We start from the raw sequence: 23,530 nt of genomic DNA on the forward strand, positions 1-23,530 counted from the left end.
AAAAGAAAACTTAAAAAATTATGAAGTATAAATTTTTAGTTTTCTTTTTGATAATTATATTTATGCGAAATTTTTATTTAGAAAGTTAATTATGAGAAAAATTATTACCTCCTTATTTTTAACCATGAGCATTATATCCTGCGATACATCGAAATCTTACGAGGAATTTGCTAAAGTTGAAAATAAAAAGCAGGATTATGCTATAATTCCGCTTCCGCAAAAAATGGAAACTTCAAAAGGGGTTTTTATTGTTGATGAACATACTAAAATTCAGGTAAGCCAGGATTTAAGGCAGGAAGGTCAATTTCTTTCAGACTATATTGAAGAAGTGACCGGTATTGCTCCTGAAATAAAATTGAATGAAAAGGAGGCAGAACGAAGCATCAGTCTTAAAATTTCAACTGATTTTGATAGGGATGAGGCATATAATTTAATAGTTACACACGAAAAGGTTGTAGTTGAAGGTGCTTCTGCTAAAGGCGTTTTTTATGGAGTACAAACACTTAAGCAACTATTACCATTACAATCTGAAATTGATGCTGAATCTGCAGAAATAGCTATTCCTGCCGTAACTATTTCAGATGCACCGGCATTTGACTATAGGGGTATGCATCTGGATGTAGCTCGACATATGTTTCCCGTAGATTTTATTAAAAAGTATATAGATCTTATAGCGATGCATAAAATGAATACTTTTCATTGGCATTTAACCGAAGATCAGGGGTGGAGAATTGAAATAAAACAATATCCAAAACTTACCGAAATAGGCTCTATTCGAAAAGAAACGATGATAGAAAAGAACTTTGATCCTTATAAAGGTGATGGTAAAGAATATGGCGGGTATTACACGCAAGAGGAGGTTAAAGATATTGTGGCCTATGCAGCCAAAAGACACGTGACTGTGATTCCTGAAATAGAATTACCTGGGCATTCTCGTGCAGTCTTGGCCGCTTACCCAGAATTAGGGAATGGTACCGGACCTTATGAAGTGGCGACAAAATGGGGTGTTTTTAAAGAGATTTTAGCTCCAAAAGAAGAAACTTTTGAATTCCTTGAAAATGTTTTAACCGAAGTTATGGAATTGTTTCCAAGCGAATATATTCATATTGGTGGAGATGAAGCGCCAAAAACAGAATGGGAACAAAGTGCTCAGGCACAGGAAGTGATAAAGCGAGAAGGTCTTAAAGATGAACACGAACTGCAAAGTTATTTTATTAGAAGAATTGAAAAATTCTTAAATGAAAATGGTCGTCAAATAATTGGCTGGGATGAAATTCTTGAAGGTGGCCTGGCACCTAATGCCACTGTAATGTCCTGGAGAGGCAACCAGGGTGGTATTGAAGCAGCCAAACAAAAGCATAATGTGGTAATGACTCCAAATACTCATTTGTATTTTGACCACTATCAAGCCGACCCCGAAACTGAACCTTTGGCTATTGGAGGTAATTCTACAGTGTCTCATGTTTATTCTTTTGATCCTGTTCCCGAAGAATTATCAGCGGGGGAAGAAAAGTATATTTTAGGAGCTCAGGCCAATGTTTGGACCGAGTATATGAAAGATTCAGATTACGTAGAATATATGGTTTTGCCCAGGATGACTGCTTTGTCTGAAGTAGTATGGACCTATCCTGAAGAGCGAAACTGGGATGAGTTTAAAGCACGCTTAGTCGAGTTTAAAAAGCTTTATGACCAAATGGATTTAAATTATGCCACACACGTTTTTGATGAGGTGAATAATGAAGAAAATACACTGGCAGATGAATAGAAGAACTTTTGTAAAACAAAATATAGCAGCATCAGCTCTTGCAGGCCTTGGATCGGTTGGTGCTTATGCCGCCAATATTTCTGAAAATAACTTTTCGAACCAAAAGAAATTTAATCTTAACTATGCGCCACACCTGGGTATGTTTAGGGAACATGCCGGTGATAATCCTATAGACCAGTTAAACTTTATGGCCGATGAGGGCTTTACGGCCTTTGAAGATAATGGTATGAAAGGAAGGGATAAAGCACTTCAGGAAGAAATGGCAGCTACCATGGCTAAGAGAAATATTCAAATGGGCGTATTTGTAGCGCATACTATTTACTGGACCAAGCCAAATCTCGCTAGTGGCGATAAGAATTTGAGAGAAGAATTCTTAAAAGAGATTAGGGAATCTGTAGAGGTGGCTAAACGTGTAAATGCAAAATGGATGACGGTAGTGCCCGGGTATATAGACCAACGGCAAAATATGCAATATCAAACGGCCCATGTGATCGAGTCACTTAAAAGGGCTGCCGATATTCTAGAGCCTCATAACTTAACAATGGTTTTAGAGCCTCTCAATTTCAGGGATCACCCCGGTTTATTTTTAAGCGAATCACCCCAGGCGTACCAAATTTGTAAAGCTGTTGATAGCCCAAGCTGTAAGATTCTTTTTGATGTTTACCATCAACAAATCCAGGAGGGGAATTTAATTCCAAATATTGAAGCTACCTGGGATGAGATAGCCTACTTTCAGGTAGGTGATAATCCTGGAAGGAAAGAGCCTACAACCGGTGAGATTAATTATAAAAATGTTTTTAAGTTCATTCATTCTAAAGGCTTTGAAGGCATTGTAGGTATGGAGCATGGGAATTCCAAGAAGGGAAAGGAAGGGGAAAAAGCAGTAATTGAAGCTTACAAACACAGTGATAATTTTTAATAATGAATTATAGATATCTGTTAATATGCTGTTTAATGCTAGTTTCATTAAAGTTTTACAGCCAGGAAAATTTAAAAGCTTATGTTCAGGGAATTTCCGGAACCGATCTTAGTATTGATATGGTTGCCATCCCTGAAGGAACATTTTTAATGGGGAGCGATCCTGAAGAATTTGGGCATTATAAAGATGAGGCCCCTTTACATAAAGTTCAAATAAATCCATTTTGGATGTCATCAAAAGAAATTACCTGGAAGCTCTATAAGCTCTATCTGGAGCGCCCCTTAGGTGATCTACCTTCAGAAGATAAGGCGAATAAGCCAACCATAAAAATTGATGCTGAATCTGGAGCCACTATGCTTTCAAAGAAGGCTAACGATGTAAATATAAAAGTTGATGCCGTTTCGGGTGCTACCATACCTTATGTAGATATGAGTTTGGGAATGGGCACAGGAGATGGGATGCCGGTGGTGAATATCACCTATTTGGCTGCGCAAAAATTTTGCAAGTGGCTTTCAGCTAAAACCGGTTACTTTTACAGGCTTCCCACCGAAGCTGAATGGGAATATGCCGCAAGGGCAGGGAGCCAAACGGCCTATCATTTTGGGGATTCTCCCGAAAATTTGGGAGATTATGCCTGGTTCTATGAAAATAGCGATGGGCATTACCACGCTGTAGGAACTAAAAAACCTAACTCTTGGGGGCTTTATGACATGCATGGGAATGTAGCCGAATGGACATTAGATGCATACGATTCCGAAACTTATAAAAATCGCTCTGGACTAACAAAAAACCCTTTTGAAATTCCGAATGAAGAATATCCGCACAGCGTTCGTGGGGGTTCATATTATGACGATGCCGAATATTTAAGGAGTGCAGCAAGATTAGCTTCTTCTGAAAATTGGAAAATGCGCGATCCTCAATTTCCAAAAAGTAAGTGGTGGAATACAGATGCTGCTTTTGTTGGTTTTAGGATTGTTCGCGATCCCAACCCACCATCTGAAGAAGATAAAGCTAAATATTGGGGCAATGAAAATCCCTAAAGTTTTAAAAGAATATTAAATGCACCACTTTAGAATTAAATTATGAAAAAGAATAAACCAAATACTTCTCAATTATATAAGAATTCCCGCAGAACGTTTTGTAAAAACACCGCTTTATTCACTGCAGGAATGATGATGCCTGCTATGGAAGTGAACGCCATGTATAATGTGTTTAACGATAAAAAATTAAAATTGGCCCTGGTGGGTTGTGGTGGGCGCGGTACCGGAGCTGCAAACCAGGCTTTAAAAGCAGATGACAATGTTGAATTGGTGGCTATGGCAGATGCTTTTGAAGACAGATTAACGGGAAGCCTGGCTCAGTTGGAAAAAGAATTTTCTGGTTCAGATAAAGTTAAGGTTAAAAAACAAAACTGTTTTACCGGTTTTGATGCTTATAAAAAGGCCATAGACCTTGCTGATGTTGTAATTTTGACTACTCCTCCCGGCTTTAGACCTTATCATTTTGAATATGCCGTAAATGCCGGTAAACATGTGTTTATGGAAAAACCGGTAGCTACAGATGTACCGGGAATAAGAAAGGTGCTGGACGCAGCTAAAATAGCTAAAGAAAATAAACTAAATGTTGTAGTTGGCCTGCAGAGAAGATATCAGAGAAACTATATAAAGACAGCAGAACAAATTAAAAAGCGTGAAATTGGTAAAATCTTATCTGGGCAGGTTTATTGGAACAGTAGTGGGGTGTGGGTAAAACCAAGACAGGCAAATCAATCTGAAATGGAATACCAAATGCGCAATTGGTATTACTTTAATTGGCTTTGTGGAGATCATATTTTAGAACAACATATTCATAATATTGATGTGGCAAACTGGTTTATTGGTGAGTACCCTATATCGGCCCAGGGAATGGGAGGAAGACAGGTAAGAACAGGACCCGATCATGGAGAAATTTTCGACCATCATTTTGTGGAATTTAAATATCCCGGTGGAGCCGTAATCTCCAGTCAATGTAGGCACCAACCCGGCACCATGTCTAAAGTAGGAGAAGGCTTCCAGGGTACTAAAGGTATTGTGGAAACCAATGATGCCGGTGTGGCGAAGTTAGTTGATTTTCAAGGAAATGATATTTTTAGATATAGAAGTAGAAACGATCCAAATCCTTATCAGGAAGAACATAATAAATTATTTGAGTCAATTAGAAATGGCGAAGTAATAAGTGATGCCGAAAACGGGGCTAAAAGTACTATGGCTGCAATTATGGGACGTATGGCAACCTATTCTGGCCAGTTTATTAAATATGAGGAAGCGATAAAATCTAATTTGCAACTGGTGCCTGAAGATTTATCCTGGAATTCAACGCCACCCGTAACACCAAATTCCGATGGGCATTATACAATCCCTACACCCGGAAAAACAAGAGTAATTTAGTTTTTTTCAGTTGATGCTACCGGTTATTGGATTATTTCAGTAACCGGTTTTTTTTAATTGTAAAGACCTGGTTTTATAATTTTATTGGCACCGCCAAAGGGTGTAATACCCCGAGGCTTGCCTCGAAATTAAAAGTTTGTTTCCAATGAATGCCTCGTGGGCTTGCCCCGAGGTAGTTTACTCATTGCAGCTACTATAGTCAGGTTTTTAAATACAGTAAACATCATATTTAACTTTTAAAAAAATGAAAAAAATCTTTTCGGTACTTTGTATGTTATCGGTTTTTCCGGCCTTGGCACAAATAGAAATATCCGAAATTTTTACAAGTAATATGGTGCTTCAGCAGGATAAACCAATAAAAATATGGGGAAAGGGCTTGCCCGGTGATAAATTGCAGGTCAATTTTTTAAATGAAACCGCACAAGCTTCGGTAAGAGCCGATTCTACCTGGCAAATCGTTTTTAAAAAACAGCAAGCCACCACAAAACCCCAAACTCTTGTGGTTAAGTCTTCAGAAGAAAAGATAATCCTTACTAATATTCTTGTAGGCGATGTATGGCTACTTATAGGTCAGTCTAATATGGAGTGGCCTATGCGGGCCGAAATGCATTATAAGGAAGCTAAAAAGGAAGCTAAAAATCCTAATCTACGCTTTTTTAACCCAACGTATATTGGCAAAAATATCTACGGAACCCCCTATGATAAAGACCAATTAAATAGCCTGAGCAATAACATTCTTTTTCAGGAATCAAAATGGGAGGAAAGCGATAGTTCTTCTTTTAAGGATATGAGTGCGGTAGGTTATTATTTTGGTCGGGAAATAGTAAACGCCGAAAATACCCCTATAGGATTAATGAATTTAGCTATTGGTGGTGCACCCATTGAAACTTTTATTGATATACAGGCGCTAAAAAAGAATAAACAATTTTCTCCTAAAACAAAGGGAAACTGGCTTAAAAATGATGCGCTCCCGGTTTGGATACGAGAACGCGGAATGCAGAATGTTGGACATAGCCAGGCTATAAATAACCATGCTTACAAGCCCGGTTTCGCATTTATAACGGGGGTAAAACCTATTTTAAAAATGCCAATAAAGGGTATTTTGTGGTATCAGGGTGAAAGCAATGCCCAGGAAATGGCAAGAGTAAATGAATATCCTGAACTACAAAAACTAATGATTAAGGACTATAGAAAGCAATGGAAAGATAAGAATTTACCTTTTTACTGGGTACAATTATCTTCTATAGATACTACTAATTATGATTCCCATTATTGGCCTGAATTTAGGGATGGACAAAGAAAACTTCTAAACGAGCTGGAGCATGTTGGAATGGCGGTGAGCAGCGATGTTGGAAATAGGAATGATATCCACCCCCGTAATAAAAAAGCCGTTGGAAAAAGGCTTGCTCGATGGGCCTTAAAAAATGAATATGGAAAAGATATTATAGTTTCTGGCCCGCTTCCTCAAAAAGCGGAGTATAAAAATGGAAACATTATTGTTGAATTTAAATATACCGCGAAAGGTTTACAAACTTTAGATGAGAAAGCTATTCGTGGGTTTTCTATTGATGGCAAAACGGAACTAACGGGAGAAATTAAAGACAAAAAAATAATAGTTCCCAGTGCCGAAAAACCTGAGTATATTTACTACAATTGGCAGGCCTATACAATTGGCAACCTAGAAAACTCTGAAGGATTGCCGGCATCTACATTTAAGATAGAGGTTATAGAAAACTGATTAATTGAATTTAGGTAAAAGTATACCCTCTAAATTTTTGATTTATTGATACCACCAAAAGGTATAGTACTCCCGAAGAGTAGCCTCGAAAATAATTTTTTTTAAGCTTTGTTTATTTGCAGTGAGTTACTTTGCATAAGTATTACGCCTTTCTGGAAATTTTTCAATATTCCAATCTAGTCTTAATTGGTATTCTAACTTAAATTATTTGTGTTTCTCAAGTGTAGTACAATTCTCCCTGTTTTTTGTTAGTTTATATATTGTAAAAAGTCTTTTTGAAGTTATTATTAATTAATCTATGAGACTGAAAATCTTATATTGTAAATGTGTTTTAAGATTTTTTAAAGAATAAACTGGTTTATATGTATAACATAATACAAAATTAGTATCTTAGGCCAAAAAATATAGTATATGCATATTCGTCTTTTTTTGGTTTTTAGTCTATTTTTTGTTCTTACGGCTCCTTCGTTAACGGGCCAAACTAATGATAAAATAGAATTTAGTTGGAATTCGTTACCCGACTTACCTTTAGAAAAGGGATTGAACGGAAGTTTTACCGGGATTCATAATGATGCATTGATAATTGCGGGTGGAGCTAATTTTCCGGGGCGTTCTGTTTGGGATGGAGGTGATAAGGTTTATTACAATAGTATTTATGTACTTGAAAAGGATAAAAGCGAATTTAACTGGATAAATGTAGATAAAAGCCTTTCTAAGCCAATGGCTTATGGCGCTTCAGTAACAACCAGTGAAGGTTTATGGTGTATTGGGGGGATGAACAAAGAGGGGGTTTACAAAGATGTTTTTCTTTTAAAATGGGATGCGAAAGCTAAACAGCTTTTGGTAGAAGAAAAACCATCTTTACCGGTTCCATTGGCAAATATGGAAGCAAGCCTAATTGGCGACAAAATTTATGTTGCAGGGGGACAAAAGGAGCCGGGGGGTAAGGCTACAAAAGCTTTTTACTCGTATTCAGATCTCCAGGGTTGGAAACAACTGGAAGATATTCCCGGCAAAGGTCGTATTCAACCGGTGGTAATTGCTCAAAACAATGGAAAGACCAATGTGGTTTATGTTTTTAGTGGTACCCATTACGACCCCGGTGCCGAAGATCCCAACGAGTTTTTGTCAGATGTATGGCAATACAATCCCTTGTCAAAAAAATGGATAGCCAAGGGCGATGTTCCTTCAAATGAAACCCCCGGGTTAGATGGCGGTTATATCGGGGCTGCTCCGGCAACCAAGCTAGGAGATGCGCATATTTTGATCTTTGGAGGAGCAGGAGGTGAAAATCAACTATACAAAGATAGACTTCAGCTACAAAATCAACTAAAAGCGCTTCAACAGCAAAACCTTGATTCTTCCATTGTGGCCAGTAAAATCGATTCGCTATCCCAGGCAATTTCAGAGAACTTTCAAAACACTTCTTTTTCAAAAACTATTTGGGCCTATCACACGATTACCGATACCTGGACCAAAAGAGGTGAAATTCCGGGTAAAACTCAAGTAGTGGCAAAAGCCCTACAGTGGGAAGACGATATTATTATTCCGTTAGGGGAGCTTAGCCCCGGAGTACGTACATCAGCTATCCATAAAATTAATGTGACTCCTCGTGAAACAGATTTTGGATGGATTAATTATACAACCTTAATTGCATATTTGGCTTTAATGATTGGAATTGGGTGGTATTTTTCCAGAAGAAATAAAAGTACTTCCGATTATTTTTTAGCAGGAGGCAGAATACCATGGTGGGCGGCCGGTTTGAGTATTTATGCTACGATGCTAAGTGCTATTACCTATCTTTCCCAACCGGCACTGGCATTTAGTTACGATTGGCAAGCTTATCTCGGTTACTTTACCATTTTACTTATCGTGCCCCTTATTATAACCTTTTATCTGCCATTTTTTAGAAAGTTGAATATTACAACTGCCTACGAATATCTTGAAAAACGCTTTAATATTGTAATTAGGATGTTTGGAAGTGGTTCTTTTGTGCTGTTTCAATTGGCCAGAATGGGAATTGTTGTTTACTTACCTGCACTTGCTCTATCTACTGTAGTTGGCATAGATATTTATTCGGCCATTATTATTATGGGGATATTAGCTATTGTTTATACTGTAATGGGAGGTATAGAGGCGGTTATTTGGACCGATGTTATTCAGGTAATCGTACTTATTGGTGGTCTTATTCTTGGCCTTATTTATATAGCGGTAGATATTGGCGATGTAAGCTATATTTTTTCTACGGCTTATGAAGATAGTAAATTTCAACTTTTCGACTTTAGATGGAGCTATACCGAAGTGGTAACCTGGTCTTTATTTTTAGGGACCTTTGCCCTTAATTTTGCTCCTTACACCACAGATCAGGCGGTAGTACAGCGTTATTTAACAACTTCAAATGAAAAAGAAGCCAGAAAAAGTATCTGGATGAACGGAATTGTTTCTATTCCGGCAGGATTGCTTATTTTCCTAATGGGGACTTTCCTATATGTTTATTTTAGGGATAATCCCGAGTTTTTACAGGTAGGAATGCAAAACGATGGAATATTCCCTTTATTTATTGCAGACCATCTTCCTCCGGGAGTAGCCGGTTTGGTGATTGCCGGAATTTACTCTGCAGCTATGTCTAGCCTTGATAGTAGTATGCACAGTGTTTCTACGGTAATTACAGTAGACTTTTATAAACGATTTAATAAGAATCATACAGAAGTTACCACTATGAAAGTTGCCAGGTGGGTAACCATTACGGTTGGTGTACTGGGAACTTCGGTTGCTGCGTTTATGGCAGCTTATCCAATTGCTTCGCTATTTTTCTTTTTTCAGGAAATAGTAGGTCTTTTTGGAAGTGCTCTGGCGGGAGTGTTTATGTTGGGAATTTTCTTTAAAAAAGCCAATTGGGTGGGTACCTTGATTGGGGCTGTGCTTAGTGTGGCTTCCCTGGTGCTGGTAAAATACTATACGCCTATCAATTTTTATATCTACCCACTTATCGCTATCCCGGTTTGTGTAATTGGAGGCTATTTGGCCAGTTTGATTTTTAAGGTTGAAAACAATAATAATTCTAAAGACCTGGTTTATCATAAAAACTTAAAACAAAATCAATTATAGAAATGAAAAGTTTTCTAAGCTTGGTTTTATTGTTATGCTTTGGCATTTCAATAGGGCAGAATGAGGTAGAATTAGATTGGTATAATACAGCAGAAATGGAGCTTGGTGGAAAAGTGAAGGCTTCTACATCTAATCCTTATCAACGCTTTCCCGATTCTATGCAAAACCTGGTAAGAAAAAGAGTTTGGGAGTTATCTAAGAACCCTTCCGGTGTTTATGTTGATTTTGAGACCGATGCTTCTCAGGTTATTGTTAAATATGTGGTGAATGGGCCACTGCAATTTCCGCATATGCCTGCTACCGGTGTTAGTGGGGTAGATTTGTATCTCTCTCAAGATAATACCTGGAAATGGCTTAAGGGCCGTTACCAATTTCAGGATACCATTTCATATCATTATCGGTTAAAAGATACTGTAAATGGCATAAAGCATAATCTACGTTTATATCTGCCGCTTTATAATACTGTTTCCTATATGGAAATTGGGGTTGATGAACAGTCGTATTTTAAAAATACATCAATTCCAGATAAGAACCCCGTGGTAATATATGGTACTTCTATTACCCAGGGAGCCTGTTCTGGGAGGCCCGGTACAACCTGGACCTCTCTTTTAGAACGGCAAATAAATACTCCGGTTTTTAATTATGGTTTTTCTGGGAATGGGAAACTGGAGAAAGAGGTTATTAACTACCTTTCACAACTAGAGGCAGAAGTTTTTGTTTTAGATTGTCTCGCAAACTTTAATCCCGGCCAGGGTTTGGATGCCGAAGAAGCTAAAAAGCGACTTATAAAAAGTGTGGAGGCCCTTCGGAAATTAAATCCTGAAACACCAATAGTACTCACCGATCATGCAGGCTACCCCTATGGTGAAGTATATAATCCCGAAAAAAAGAAATATCAATTGCTAAACAATGCAAATAGGGAAGCTTTTGAATTCCTGGAAAGAAAAGGCTATAGAAATGTTTATCTTTTGGAAAATGAAGATCTTGGTTTAGATCAGGATGATTTTATAGATGGGGTTCATCCTAATGACGCCGGAATGAAAAAGTATGCCGAGGCTTATGGTCGATTATTATTGAAAATAGTTAATTGAAAAAATACTTAGCATTAACACTTGTTGATCGATTCAGCCCTAATGGCAGGTTATTGGTCTAAATTTCTTTTTTGTACTACTGAATTTAGCAATATTTAGACTCAGGTTGATAATTTTTTTAGCTTGCCAAAAGCTGCTGATTTAGCATGAGTAAATATCTTTTTTAAAACACCCTACTTGAAATAAAAGAATTAATCAAAATAAATGAGAATGTTTAAATTAAAAAGAAACCGGATTTTAGCTTATTTAAGTCTTCTGGTAGTGCTAATGGTAAACCAAATTGCCCACAGTCAGGATGCATATTACCTTAATCCCGAAAAAAATCAGGAAAATAGGGAGCCAATGCGGGCTTCTTATATGGTTTTTGAAAATGAAGCTTTAGCTGAATCGAAAAACTGGAAGGCCTCAGAGAATTATATCAACTTGAATGGCCAGTGGGATTTTAAATGGTACAAAAGCCCTAAACAAGTGCCAGATAATTTTTATGCTTCCGGGACTACCGAGATATCCTGGGAAAAGTTTGAAATACCGGCAAACTGGGAGGTACATGGTTATGGTATTCCTATTTATGTAAACGCTACCTACGAATTTGATAATCTTATAGAGGTTGATCCTCCTAACATCCCTTTAGATCATAACCCAACCGGAATTTATCGTCGCAGCATTGAAATTGGTGAAAATTGGGACGGTAAAGATGTGTTTTTGCACGTAGGCGCGGCAAAATCAAATCTTCAGGTATGGGTAAATGGAGAATATGTTGGTTATGGAGAAGACTCTAAATTATCTCAGGAGTTTGATATCACCCCCTATGTTAAAACCGGTGAAAATGTGGTTGTTATGAAGGTTATGCGCTGGAGTGACGGCTCTTACCTGGAAGGACAGGATTACTGGAGAATGAGCGGTATTACCCGTGATACTTACCTTTTTGCAAGAAAAAAAGTAAGGTTGCAGGATTTCACCATCAACACTAACCTGGATGCAAATTATAAAGATGCAAGCTTAAGTATTATCCCTGAATTCACCGAAATCCCTAAGCGCGATAAGCATAAACTGGAAATTGTTCTTAAAGATGACGACGAGAAAATCTACAGCTTAGAAAAAAGTATAAGTGAGTGGCAGGAATTGGGAAAAATTGAAATAGATGTTCAAAATCCCGATAAATGGACCGCCGAAACCCCTAACCTTTATAAACTTAGTTTTAAACTAAAAGATAAAAAAGGAAAACTACAGGAGGTGATTGAACAACAAGTAGGTTTTAGGGAAGTTGAAATCATAAACGGACAGTTATTGGTGAATGGTGAACCTGTTCTTTTAAAAGGGGTTAACAGGCACGATACAGACCCCACCACGGGGCAGGTGGTTTCTCGTGAACGCATGCTTCAGGATGTTAAGGTTCTTAAGGAATTTAATTTTAATGCAGTTAGAACTTCGCATTATCCTAACGACCCCTATTTTTATGAGCTTTGTGATAAGTACGGTCTTTATGTGGTAGATGAAGCGAACATAGAATCTCACGGAATGGGATATGCGCTTACCAGGACACTTGCAAATAATCCCGATTGGAAAGAGGCACATCTAGAACGATTGGAGCGAATGGTAGAAAGAGATAAAAACCATCCCTCAATCATAATTTGGAGTATGGGAAATGAAGCCGGAAATGGATATAACTTTTATGCGGGTTACGACCTGATTAAAGAATTAGATTCAAGCAGGCCGGTACAACATGAGCGTGCTATTGTTCCCGGGCAGCCAAAAGGGCAAATGAATGTAGAATGGAACACCGATATTATTCCACCTATGTATCCTTCTATAGACGATATGAAGCAATATGCCGAAAGTAACCCGAATATGGATAGGCCGTATATTATGTGTGAATACGCACATGCTATGGGGAATAGTATTGGGAACTTTGTAGAGTATTGGGATTTTATTAGAAACCATAAGAACTTTCAGGGAGGATTTATTTGGGATATGGTAGACCAGTCTATTTATAAAACATTAGATGATGGTACCAAAATCCTGGCCTACGGTGGAGATTTTGGTCCGGAAGGAACCCCAAGTGCCAATAACTTTTTGAATAATGGGGTATTTAGTCCGGAAAGGGATCCAAATCCACATGCCTGGCAGGTTAAAAAGGTGCAGCAGGAAATTCACACAAAATTGAAAGATAAATCTGGGAAAATTAGCGTTTATAACGAGCAGTTTTTCCGCGATCTTTCAAATGTGAAGCTTAATTGGGAAGTTGCCTTAGACGGAAAAATAGTAGCATCTGGCGAAATAGTGGAGTTTAATGTTGCCCCACAGGAAACTAAAGAATTTGAAATACCGGTAAATATAGAAGGGAAAGAGTTTAAAGAAGCTTTTTTAAACATTTCTTATACCCTTAAAGAAAAAACTGAACTTTTAAAGAGAGGTCATATAATTGCAGAGGAACAATTAACATTGGAGGAAAGGAAAACTTCAGCGTTGGATATAGTTCCCGTTAAAGGTTTAAAGGCTGAAAATAGCAATACAGAATTAAGCTTTACTGCAGAAGAAGTAAGTTTTGTTTTTGATAAAGAAACAGGCTTTTTAAAAGAATATAAAGTTAATGGGAAAAATATAATCAAAGAAGGTTTTGCGCTTCGACCTAACTTTTGGAGGGCTCCTGTAGATAACGATTACGGAGCAGGATTGCAAGCAAAACTAAGGCCCTGGAAAGAAGCTGCCGAAAATTTGGAACTTAAAAGTTTGAAGCAAAATCATGAAAACGGCATTCTTAACGTAATGGCCAGCTATAGGTTAGAAGAAGTGCATGCCGATTTAAAACTTTACTATAAACTAAATGCAGCGGGAGAAATTCTGGTAGATTTTAAATTGAATATTGATGAAGATCAGGAGGTTCCTATGATTTTTAGGGTGGGAATGAAGGTGGCTATGCCTTCAGGCTTTGATAATTTGAAGTATTATGGTCGCGGACCTTACGAAAGCTATGCTGATAGAAAGGAAAGTGCGTTCATTAAAGTTTATGACCAAAGCATAGATGAGCAATATTATCCATACATTCGTCCGCAGGAAACCGGTAATAAAAGCGATGTTCGTTGGTTAATTTTAGAAGGAAGTGGTGTTAATTTGAAAATAACCGCTAACAAGCCTTTTAATTTTACAGCCCTAAATTATCTTATGGAAGATCTTGACGATGGAGAAAAACGTGAACAAAGACACGCTGGCGAGATTAAAAAAAGAGAGCTAACAAATCTTTTTATAGATACTGCGCAAATGGGGCTTGGAAGTATTAACAGTTGGGGTAGGTTGCCTTTAAAAAAGTACTGGTTAACAAATAAGGAATATAACTACAGCTTTAAGATAAGTCCAGAGTAAAGGACTATTTAAGACCTTACCAACTTTTATAATTGTGAGTTTTCATTTTGTGAATAAATTTAAATCAAAATAAATATTAAATAAAGTATACAATAATGCTTAAATCTATAGTTAAAAATTGTTTGGGCCTAGCTTTTGCACTTATAATTACTCCTGTTTTGGCGCAGGAGGTAAAAACAATTAGTGTGTTTGATGAAGTGCCTGTAAATTTTAATGGGGAAAAGAAAAATATTGCCAATGTGGAGTATCTACAGTCCGGGCGTATTATTTTAAAGAAAATCAATGTTCCCAAATACCCCAGGGGTACTGATGTAAAGGTTAAAGTAACAGTGAAATCTGCCGGCGATCGTTGGGATAAATCTGGATCTCTATTTGTAATTCCAAATCCAGATAAGCTAGACTTTATTGATGTAGCGAAAGGAAATGCCTCTTACCCGAAAGAGGCAGGACGTGGTGAATACCCGGGAATTAAATTGGGAGGAGATTATGAGCCTGCATTGGAGGTTTTAAGGTTTATGACTCCTTTTGGAGTGGGATACTACAGTGATGAAGAAAAGAATCCAAACATAAAGTATAATAGGCCTGTTTATGTTCCAAGGTGGGAAGATGAAGTGTCCTGGGAGATGGATGTTTCTCAGTTAGAAAGCGAGCTTACCGGTGAAATACTTATAGGGGCCTGGATAGATACCTGGACGCCTGAGGGGTATACGATTAGTGTCGATTTTGAGTATTCTGGGCGTGAGTTAAGTAAGAAGATTGTAAAGCCATTGGTAAATACTGTTTATTATGCAGGACAAAAACATCCCGACCTTTTTGCTTTTAGTCCGCTAAAAGCAGAGTTTGAATTACCGGAGAAAGCTAAAAACGCCAAGCTTTATTACATTACAACCGGTCATGGTGGACATAGTGGTGGTGATGAATTTATACAGTTGAGAAATACGGTGAAATTCAATTCTGAGACCGTTTTAGATACCATTCCATGGAGAGACGACTGCGCAAGCTTTAGAAGGTTTAATCCATCTTCTGGCGTTTGGATTCGCAAAGATTCAGCCCGAGCTTATAATAGACAGGGCGAAAAAGTTTTTAGTGAGGTTCAGGAGCGTTTGGCTTCTTCAGATTTATCGAGGTCTAATTGGTGTCCCGGTTCAAAAGTGGCTCCTTACGAGTTGGAACTGGGAGATTTACAAGCTGGTAAACATGAGCTGGAAATTGATATTGATGCTACTCCAATAGATGGCGATAAATTAAATCATTGGCTGGTGACGGCCTATTTGGTTTATGAAGAGTAGGCTTAAGTAAACTATTTTCAAATTAATAAGTTAAGACGGGACCATAAGTTAAAAGCTTTGAATGTTCCGTCTTTTTTATTATTGCTTCCTCCGAAAAATCCAAATTTTAAACATACCCCCAGGGGGGTAGTTAAGTTCGATTTTTTTAGATAATCGAGATTTATCCTTATGCTTGTAGGGGCTCTGAGTCTTGCTTGGAATTAAAAATATCTACCTATTAAATAACTACTAAGAAATCTACTTATTGTTTTGTAAAACAGAGCTTTGCACTTTTCTAATGGTTTTAAGATTATTTTTGGTTGAAGAAATATTCAAGGTATCTTAAGATTATAGAGCTTGAAAAAGTAAATAAAATATAGGCCATTTAGCTCTAAATTAAAGCTTCAATTTAAGCTTAAGTGGCGTAATCCTTTATAATTACAGCATTTTTCTATTAAAATGAGACTAATAATTTTAAGAAACGATAACGTTTTCGTTTGTACAGCGATTGAAATGTGTTGTCAGTCGAAATTATTATTGATATTTAAAATTTATATCAATTTTTGGTTAAAATTAAGAAAACAGGGTTTTACCTTGTGATTAAATTTAACTAAAACTTATAGTGTAATGAACAGAAAATTATTCTTGTTTGCTTGTTTATTCTTGTGCAGCATTAATTTGATGCTGGCACAAACTCAAACGGTGAGCGGTAGTATTGTAGATGCCGAAAACGGCATGCCGCTTCCGGGAGTTAACGTAATTGAAAAAGGAACTAGCAATGGGGTCTCTTCCGATTTCGATGGGATGTTTAGTATTGAAATTGAGGGAGGAAGTATTCTGCAGTTTTCTATGTTGGGGTATGTAACCCAGGAAATTAAGCCTAACGGGTCGGAAATTCAAGTTGAATTAGCCCCCGATACCCAGGCACTTGATGAAGTGGTAGTAACGGCTCTTGGAATTAAAAGAGAGAAAAAGTCACTAGGTTATGCTCTTCAGGAAGTTGGAGGAGAATCTTTAACGCAAGCTCGTGAAAACAACCTTGCCAACGCGATGACTGGTAAGGTTGCGGGCTTACAGGTAGTTAGAGGTAGTGGTGGCCCTGCAAGCTCTTCTAAAATTGTTTTGCGTGGTAATAACTCTCTTACCGGAGATAACCAACCCCTAATTGTTGTAGATGGTGTACCTATGGATAACTTTACAGGTGCTGCAAATAACGATTACTGGAACCCCTCTCCCGATATGGGGAATGGTTTAGGAGATTTAAATCCTGAAAATATTGAGAGTATGTCGGTTCTTAAAGGAGCTTCTGCAGCAGCTCTGTATGGGTCTAGGGCCGGTAACGGTGTGATTTTGATTACTACTAAAACCGGTAAAAAGCAGGAAGGACTGGGTGTAAGTTATTCAACTAATATTGGTTTTCAGTCAATATTTACCTCACCAGACTTACAAGATTCTTATGGGCAAGGCTCTAACGGGCAGTATGACAATCAATCGGGTTCGAGCTGGGGTCCTAAGATAGAAGGTCAAACTGTAGAGAATGCTGAAGGAGAACAAGAGCAACTTCGTGCTTACGATAACCTTGATAATTATTTTGACAATGGTTTAAATGTAAACCATAGTTTATCTTTACAACAACAAGTTACTGACGGTACATCATTATTTTCATCGGTAAATCATTTAGATGATAATAGTTTAATTCCGGGAGCAAGTTTAGAACGTTTAAACTTGATGACTCGTGGAGTTTCTGTTTTTGGAAAAGAAGACAAATGGAAAAGTGATGTTAAAGTACAGTATATTAGAGCTACTGCTCAAAACCGTCCGTTAAATGGGGTGAACATTTCTAACGCATTCGCTACCATGTACTTGTTGCCAAGATCTTTAGATGTTACTGATTATGAGCGTGCAAGCGATGAATTTGGAAATATGAGATGGTATGTACCTTCTAATGCTATGAACCCATATTGGGCTTACAGAAACAACCTGAACATGGATACCAGAGACCGTTTTATGTTAAATGGTTCTATTCGTCATGATTTCAATGACTGGCTGTATGCTGAGGTTAAAGCAGGAGCAGACATTTATACTACCAATACAGAATCAAAATTATACAGTGGTAGTCCATTATCGGCAACTGGTAGGTTTAGTGTTGGTAAAAATACTTTTATGGAAACCAATTACAATGCGATTATATCAGCTACAAAAGATGATATCTTCGGTAAATGGGGTGGTTCGGTTACCTTGGGTGGAAACTTAATGGAGCAGGAATCCAGCTCAATTAACGGAAATGCCGGTGAATTGGAAGTTCCTAACTTGTTTGCCTTAAATAATGGAATTGGTAATCCAAGTATTTCTGAAAGTTATTCTAATAAAAAGATCAATTCGGTATTTGGAACTTTTCAGGTTAATTACGACGGATTTCTATTCGTAGATGTAACAGGAAGAAATGACTGGTCTTCTACATTGCATCCCGATAACCGATCATTCTTCTACCCATCTGTAAGTACTTCTTTAGTGGTAACCGATATGATTAAAAATACCGGTGGTGATGTGCCATCGTGGTTATCTTTTGCAAAAGTAAGAGGTTCTTACGCCGAAGTTGGTAACGATTTACCTGCCTATCAATTATATAATTTTTATAATGTAGGAAAAGATCCTAACGGTAACACCACAGCAGGGAGAAATGGAACGCTTTACAACCCAGATGTAAAAAGTGAGTTGATTCGTTCTACAGAATTTGGTTTAGATGCAAGATTCTTCAACAACCGCCTTGGAATTGATTTCTCCTGGTATAAAACCAATGCTACAAGACAGCTTATTAATTTACCATTAAACCCACTTAGTGGTTATAGCAGCGTTAAAGTTAATGCCGGAGATATTGAAAACAAAGGTTTTGAGTTAATGTTGAATGGGCGTCTAATAGATAATCCTGAAGGCTTAAACTGGGATATGAATGTAAACTTCTCCAAAAACGTAAACACGGTTAAAGAATTGGCCGATGGAGTTACACAATACAGTTTAGGAGGATTTGATAACCTTGCCATTCTTGCCGTAGAAGGTGAACCTTATGGTGAAATCTATGGAACTAAGTACCAAAGAGTTGAGGATGAGTCAAGTCCGTTTTTTGGTGAGATTATTGTTGATGAAGAAGGTATACCATTAGCTACTAGTGAAAAAGAGCGTTTGGGTAATCAACAACCAGATTTCTTATTAGGTTTTTCTAACTCGTTTAGTTATAAAAACTTTAGCTTAAGCTTCCTGTTAGATGCAAGAATAGGTGGAGAAATCTACTCTGGTACTAACCGTGCTATCCAAAATGCAGGTACAGGTGCCGAAACTGTAACTAATGGAAACCGTGATAATATTGTAGTAGATGGTGTTGTAGCCGATGATAATGGTGGTTTTGTAGAAAATACTACTGAAGTTTCACCACAATTGTACTGGCAAAATATTACCGAAAGATCTGGTAACTTAGGGATAAATGAGGCTAATATTTACGATGCGACTAACTTTAGGTTAAGATCAATAAACCTTCGTTATGATTTACCTTCAACCTGGCTGGATAATACGTTCTTTAATTCAGCTTACGCAGGGGTATCTGCTAATAATGTTTGGATGATAGATAGTAATCTAAACGGGGTTGATCCCGAATCGGTTTATGCAACGGCAACCAACGCAGTAGGATTTGAAAACCTTGCTTCACCGACCATTCGTACAGTATTTTTAAATATTGGTGTTAAATTTTAAAATTTTAAATCGATAGTATCATGATTAATAATATAAAAAAATGGACACTTGCAATTACAGGTGCGTTAGCCCTAAATGCTTGTTCCGATTTTGAAGAAATCAACGTAAATCCCGTGGCAGCCAATGCCGATCAGGTGCAGGTTGAATACTTTATCAATAACTCTATTACAGGAGCTCAACAAAACCCACACGTAGCAGAACGAGCTTTTGTATTGTACTGGAAAGCAGCTGGTAGAATGGATAGGATAAATAGTTTACCGGTGGGTTACTATAGTGATGGTTGGACTAACGATTACTTTAATTCTATCTCGGGATGGTTAAACCACGCTTATACCGCGGTACAAATTGCCGATGAAAAAATAGAAAGTGGAAATATTACCGAGTATACCAACAACTTAAAACAAGTTGCCAGAATTTGGAGGGTTTATTTGCTTAGTGAAATGACCGATAACTTTGGGCCTATCGCTATTAATGGTTATCAAGGTGAAAACCCAGATTTTAACAGCGTAGAAGAGGTTTACGATTTTATGCTTACCGAATTAAAACAAGCTGTGGCCGATATGGATGAAGGGGTGACAGCGCCTTCAAATGTACAGGAACTGGATCCAGCTTATGGTTATAATTTTGACAGTTGGAAAAAGTATGCGAATTCTATGAGAATGAGATTGGCAATGAGACTTTCTCAGGTGGATGAAGCAAGAGCGCAAGCTGAATTTGAAGATGCTGTTTCAGGACAATTTATTAGCACTTGGGAAGAGAGTTTTAAAGTTGCAGAGAAACCAGGTTGGGATGATTTAACCGGTGTAATGTCTAGAGAGTGGAATATGCAATATCTTTCTCCAACATTAAATAATTTAATGATTGGTTTAGGAGGTATTTCTTCGGAGGAATTATTACCGGCTGACTTACATGAACATATTAAGTCTGAAGACTATTTTGGGAAAAAGTATGAAAATCATTTTACAACATTAACTAATAATCCTTCTGCCGGATATTGGTTTGATGGGTTACACGCTGAAATTGATCCAAGGGCTTATGAAGCTTATATTGTTCCCGGTTGGTTTGACAATCCTGAAATGAACAGGTACCCATCGTGGTCGCCCGGAACAACAGGTAATACAAAAAGAAACTTGTTAAATGGAGAAGAAGTAGTAGAGGAAATTGATGCTGCTTTTACCTGGAATGCTCCTTCTATGGGAGATTGGGGTGAGAAAGGTTCTAAAAACCAGGTTTATAGCTGGGCAGGTGCTTTACCACGTTTGGCTAATAGATTTAGAAATAGTTCTTCTGAAAGAGTGTTTTTCGGTGCCTGGGAATCTTACTTTTTAATTGCTGAAGCTGCAGTTAGAGGATGGAGTGTGCCGCATGATGGGCAAACTGCTTACGAAGAAGGTGTGAAGCAAAGTTTTGGGTATTGGAATGTGTCGTCTTATGTGGAAGATTATCTTATTTCAGATGATTACAACCGTGTAGGGACTTCGGTAAACTGGAACCATACTGCAGAGCCTACAGATAAAACTGTAACTTATATAAATGGATATAATGGAAATGAAGAAACTACAACTTTCTCTTACCCTGATAACCATTTGTATAAGAATGGTTCTGTTAAAAACGATCATTTAACCAAGATTATAACGCAAAAGTTTATTGCTCAAACACCTTGGTTGCCACTTGAAACCTGGAATGATCATAGAAGACTTGGTCTACCGTTCTTTGAAAATCCGGCTATAGAAAACTCTTTGCCTAATTTACCTGCTTTAGATCAGAGTAATTACACAGAGAGTCGTCAGGAGTTTTTCCCTCAACGTTTAAAATATCCTGGAAATTTACAGAATAATGTTCCGGAAGGATATCAGCAAGCAGTAAACCATTTAGGTGGAGACGATAGCGTGCTAACACCACTATGGTGGGCAAGACCAGAATAATTCATAAACTTTTAATTAATTCTTACTTTTCTAAATTCTAGAAATAAGTAAAGTGTAGAAGGGGTGTCGATTAAAATCGACACCCCTTTCTTGTTTTACATAGTTTTTGTTGTGCCTTTATTCTTTAGTCAATGCATGTGTATAGTACTGGAATGTCTAGTTTGGGTGATTTTTTTAGGTTATAAATAAAAAATATTACGAAAACCTAAATGAATACAATGAAAAATTAATATTTTCAGCGTGGAAAGTTGAAAGTTTTGCTTCTACTCGCAATACTTCAATAGGATTAGTTGGTAATTACAAGTATATTTCTAAAATTCAACTCTAATAATTTGGGATATGAAGGGGGATGTCGGGTAAATTACCTCAGGGGAACTCACGAAGGGGCTAACCAACTCGAAGTATGTAAATTCGATTATCTAGTAAATAACAAATCTTAATTTGAATAAAATGTCGTTTCAAATAAAAAAGCAACCAAAACAATATGATGTTTGCATAGTAGGATCTGGAGCAGGTGGTGGTATGGCTGCAAAATTACTGGCAGATGCAGGTTTTAAAATAGCATTGCTGGAAGCCGGTCCAGATTTTGACCCTGCCAATAATGAGCAACGTACCCAACTTAGATGGCCCTGGGAGTCGCCCCGAAGAGGAGCTGGTAGTACCAGGCCCTTTGGTGATTTTGATATGGCTTATGGTGGTTGGGAGTTAGAAGGTGAACCCTATACCCAAAATAATAACACCGAATTTTCCTGGTTTCGCTCCAGGATGCTAGGGGGGAGAACCAACCATTGGGGGCGTATTTCCTTGCGTTTTGGTCCTTTAGATTTTAAAAGAAAAGATTTTGATGGCAAAGGCGATAATTGGCCCATAGATTATGAAGATGTGAAACCTTATTATGATAAAGTTGATAAGTTAATAGGAGTATTTGGTACTAAAGAAAACCTTCCAAACGAACCAGACGGGTTCTTTTTACCCCCTCCAAAACCAAGACTTCACGAGTTGTATATTAAAAAAGGTGCTACAAAAGCCGGTATCCCTATGATTCCCTCACGTTTGTCTATACTTACCAAGCCTGTTAATAAGGAAAGAGGAGCCTGTTTTTTTTGTAACCAATGCTCAAGATCCTGTATGGCATACGCCGATTTTTCATCATCATCAGTGCTTGTAAAACCGGCTACAGAGACCGGAAATGTAGATTTGTATGTTAATGCTATGGTACGAGAAGTATTGACCAACGGCGAGGGGGAAGCTACCGGGGTTTCTTATATAAATAAAGAAGATTTAAAAGATTACGAAATTAAAGCTAAAGTGGTAATATTAGCTGCCAGTGCTTGTAGCTCTGCCCGAATTCTACTTAATTCCAAATCTTCTCAACATCCTAATGGTCTTGCTAACTCCAGTGAAGTAGTAGGGAAATATTTGCATGATTCTACAGGTTCTTCACGAGGAGGTTTTATTCCTAAATTAATGGACCGGGAACGCTATAACGAAGATGGAGTGGGGGGTATGCACCTTTATACTCCCTGGTGGCTTAATGACAGTAAGCATCTTGGTTTTACCCGCGGCTATCATATAGAATATTGGGGAGGAATGAGTATGCCGGCCTATGGATTTGGGTTTAACACACAAGCTTTACAAGAAGCGATTGGAGATACTTCACGAAATGCTTATGGCACCGGATTAAAAAGAGATGTGAAAAAATTTTATGGAGCCACCTTTGGAATGGCAGGAAGAGGTGAAAGTATTCCCAGAAAAGACAATTATTGTGAAATAGATGTAAATACGGTAGATAAATTTGGAATCCCTGTTTTAAAATTCAACTATAATTGGTCTGATGAAGAAATAAAACAGGCTGCACACATGCAAGATACTTTTGAAGAGGTGATGCATAATATGGGTGCCATTCCTTTGGGTGACAAGCCCGGAAAAGACTCAAATTACGGGCTGGAAAAACCCGGTAAAATTATTCATGAAGTAGGAACTACCAGAATGGGCGACGATCCGGGAAGTTCGGTTGTAAATAAATTTAACCAGGCTCATGATGTTCCCAATTTATTTATTATGGATGGCGGGCCCTTTGTTTCCCAGGCCGATAAAAACCCCACATGGACTATCCTGGCCCTGGCCTGGCGTGCTACAGATTATTTGATTGAAGAACTTAAAAAAGGAAATGTTTAAGAGATAAA

At 37.8% G+C, this 23,530-nt stretch carries 12 protein-coding genes; all 12 read left to right on the top strand.

What is annotated here, in order from left to right; translation table 11 throughout:
* Positions 1–91: 91 nt before the first annotated feature.
* Positions 92–1,765, top strand: coding sequence for a beta-N-acetylhexosaminidase (locus tag GUB10_RS06815; protein WP_227740338.1), 1,674 nt, complete (start codon positions 92–94; stop codon positions 1,763–1,765).
* On the top strand, positions 1,758–2,684 hold the full coding sequence (locus GUB10_RS06820; protein WP_193710688.1) for a hydroxypyruvate isomerase family protein: 927 nt from the start codon (positions 1,758–1,760) through the stop codon (positions 2,682–2,684). Before GUB10_RS06815 ends, GUB10_RS06820 begins: the two co-directional genes overlap by 8 nt.
* Before the next feature lie 35 nt (positions 2,685–2,719).
* Entirely contained in the window at positions 2,720–3,724 is a 1,005-nt protein-coding gene (locus GUB10_RS06825; RefSeq protein WP_193710689.1) for a formylglycine-generating enzyme family protein, read from the top strand.
* 42 nt (positions 3,725–3,766) lie between these two features.
* A complete protein-coding gene (locus tag GUB10_RS06830; protein WP_193710690.1) occupies positions 3,767–5,110 on the top strand; it encodes a Gfo/Idh/MocA family protein in 1,344 nt (447 codons plus the stop codon).
* Positions 5,111–5,354: 244 nt separating this feature from the next.
* The gene (locus GUB10_RS06835; RefSeq protein WP_193710691.1) at positions 5,355–6,848 is read left to right on the top strand and encodes a sialate O-acetylesterase; all 1,494 of its coding nucleotides are present in this window, start codon (positions 5,355–5,357) and stop codon (positions 6,846–6,848) included.
* 411 nt (positions 6,849–7,259) lie between these two features.
* The gene (locus GUB10_RS06840) at positions 7,260–9,956 is read left to right on the top strand and encodes a sodium/solute symporter (protein ID WP_193710692.1); all 2,697 of its coding nucleotides are present in this window, start codon (positions 7,260–7,262) and stop codon (positions 9,954–9,956) included.
* Between the two features lie 2 nt (positions 9,957–9,958).
* Complete coding sequence (locus tag GUB10_RS06845; protein WP_193710693.1) at positions 9,959–11,047, top strand: SGNH/GDSL hydrolase family protein; 1,089 nt, start codon at positions 9,959–9,961, stop codon at positions 11,045–11,047.
* A gap of 210 nt (positions 11,048–11,257) precedes the next feature.
* Positions 11,258–14,407, top strand: coding sequence for a glycoside hydrolase family 2 TIM barrel-domain containing protein (locus tag GUB10_RS06850; protein ID WP_193710694.1), 3,150 nt, complete (start codon positions 11,258–11,260; stop codon positions 14,405–14,407).
* Between the two features lie 95 nt (positions 14,408–14,502).
* Positions 14,503–15,696 (top strand): PNGase F N-terminal domain-containing protein, encoded by a 1,194-nt coding sequence (locus GUB10_RS06855; protein WP_193710695.1) that lies wholly within the window; start codon positions 14,503–14,505, stop codon positions 15,694–15,696.
* A gap of 606 nt (positions 15,697–16,302) precedes the next feature.
* Positions 16,303–19,419 (top strand): SusC/RagA family TonB-linked outer membrane protein, encoded by a 3,117-nt coding sequence (locus tag GUB10_RS06860; RefSeq protein WP_193710696.1) that lies wholly within the window; start codon positions 16,303–16,305, stop codon positions 19,417–19,419.
* Between the two features lie 20 nt (positions 19,420–19,439).
* Positions 19,440–21,344 (top strand): SusD/RagB family nutrient-binding outer membrane lipoprotein, encoded by a 1,905-nt coding sequence (locus GUB10_RS06865; protein ID WP_193710697.1) that lies wholly within the window; start codon positions 19,440–19,442, stop codon positions 21,342–21,344.
* Positions 21,345–21,794: 450 nt separating this feature from the next.
* On the top strand, positions 21,795–23,522 hold the full coding sequence (locus GUB10_RS06870; protein WP_193710698.1) for a GMC family oxidoreductase: 1,728 nt from the start codon (positions 21,795–21,797) through the stop codon (positions 23,520–23,522).
* Positions 23,523–23,530: the final 8 nt, after the last annotated feature.

Origin of the sequence: Salegentibacter sp. BLCTC (genome assembly GCF_015143665.1) — a bacterium.
GTDB classification, from domain to species: domain Bacteria; phylum Bacteroidota; class Bacteroidia; order Flavobacteriales; family Flavobacteriaceae; genus Salegentibacter; species Salegentibacter maritimus.

Bases quoted from the DNA above. Each gene is read 5' to 3' on its own strand.
- GUB10_RS06825 (WP_193710689.1), top strand. From the start codon at position 2,720: ATGCTAGTTTCATTAAAGTTTTACAGCCAGGAAAATTTAAAAGCTTAT.
- GUB10_RS06855 (WP_193710695.1), top strand. From the start codon at position 14,503: ATGCTTAAATCTATAGTTAAAAATTGTTTGGGCCTAGCTTTTGCACTT.
- GUB10_RS06850 (WP_193710694.1), top strand. From the start codon at position 11,258: ATGTTTAAATTAAAAAGAAACCGGATTTTAGCTTATTTAAGTCTTCTG.
- GUB10_RS06835 (WP_193710691.1), top strand. From the start codon at position 5,355: ATGAAAAAAATCTTTTCGGTACTTTGTATGTTATCGGTTTTTCCGGCC.
- GUB10_RS06815 (WP_227740338.1), top strand. From the start codon at position 92: ATGAGAAAAATTATTACCTCCTTATTTTTAACCATGAGCATTATATCC.
- GUB10_RS06865 (WP_193710697.1), top strand. From the start codon at position 19,440: ATGATTAATAATATAAAAAAATGGACACTTGCAATTACAGGTGCGTTA.
- GUB10_RS06830 (WP_193710690.1), top strand. From the start codon at position 3,767: ATGAAAAAGAATAAACCAAATACTTCTCAATTATATAAGAATTCCCGC.
- GUB10_RS06870 (WP_193710698.1), top strand. From the start codon at position 21,795: ATGTCGTTTCAAATAAAAAAGCAACCAAAACAATATGATGTTTGCATA.
- GUB10_RS06820 (WP_193710688.1), top strand. From the start codon at position 1,758: ATGAATAGAAGAACTTTTGTAAAACAAAATATAGCAGCATCAGCTCTT.
- GUB10_RS06860 (WP_193710696.1), top strand. From the start codon at position 16,303: ATGAACAGAAAATTATTCTTGTTTGCTTGTTTATTCTTGTGCAGCATT.
- GUB10_RS06845 (WP_193710693.1), top strand. From the start codon at position 9,959: ATGAAAAGTTTTCTAAGCTTGGTTTTATTGTTATGCTTTGGCATTTCA.
- GUB10_RS06840 (WP_193710692.1), top strand. From the start codon at position 7,260: ATGCATATTCGTCTTTTTTTGGTTTTTAGTCTATTTTTTGTTCTTACG.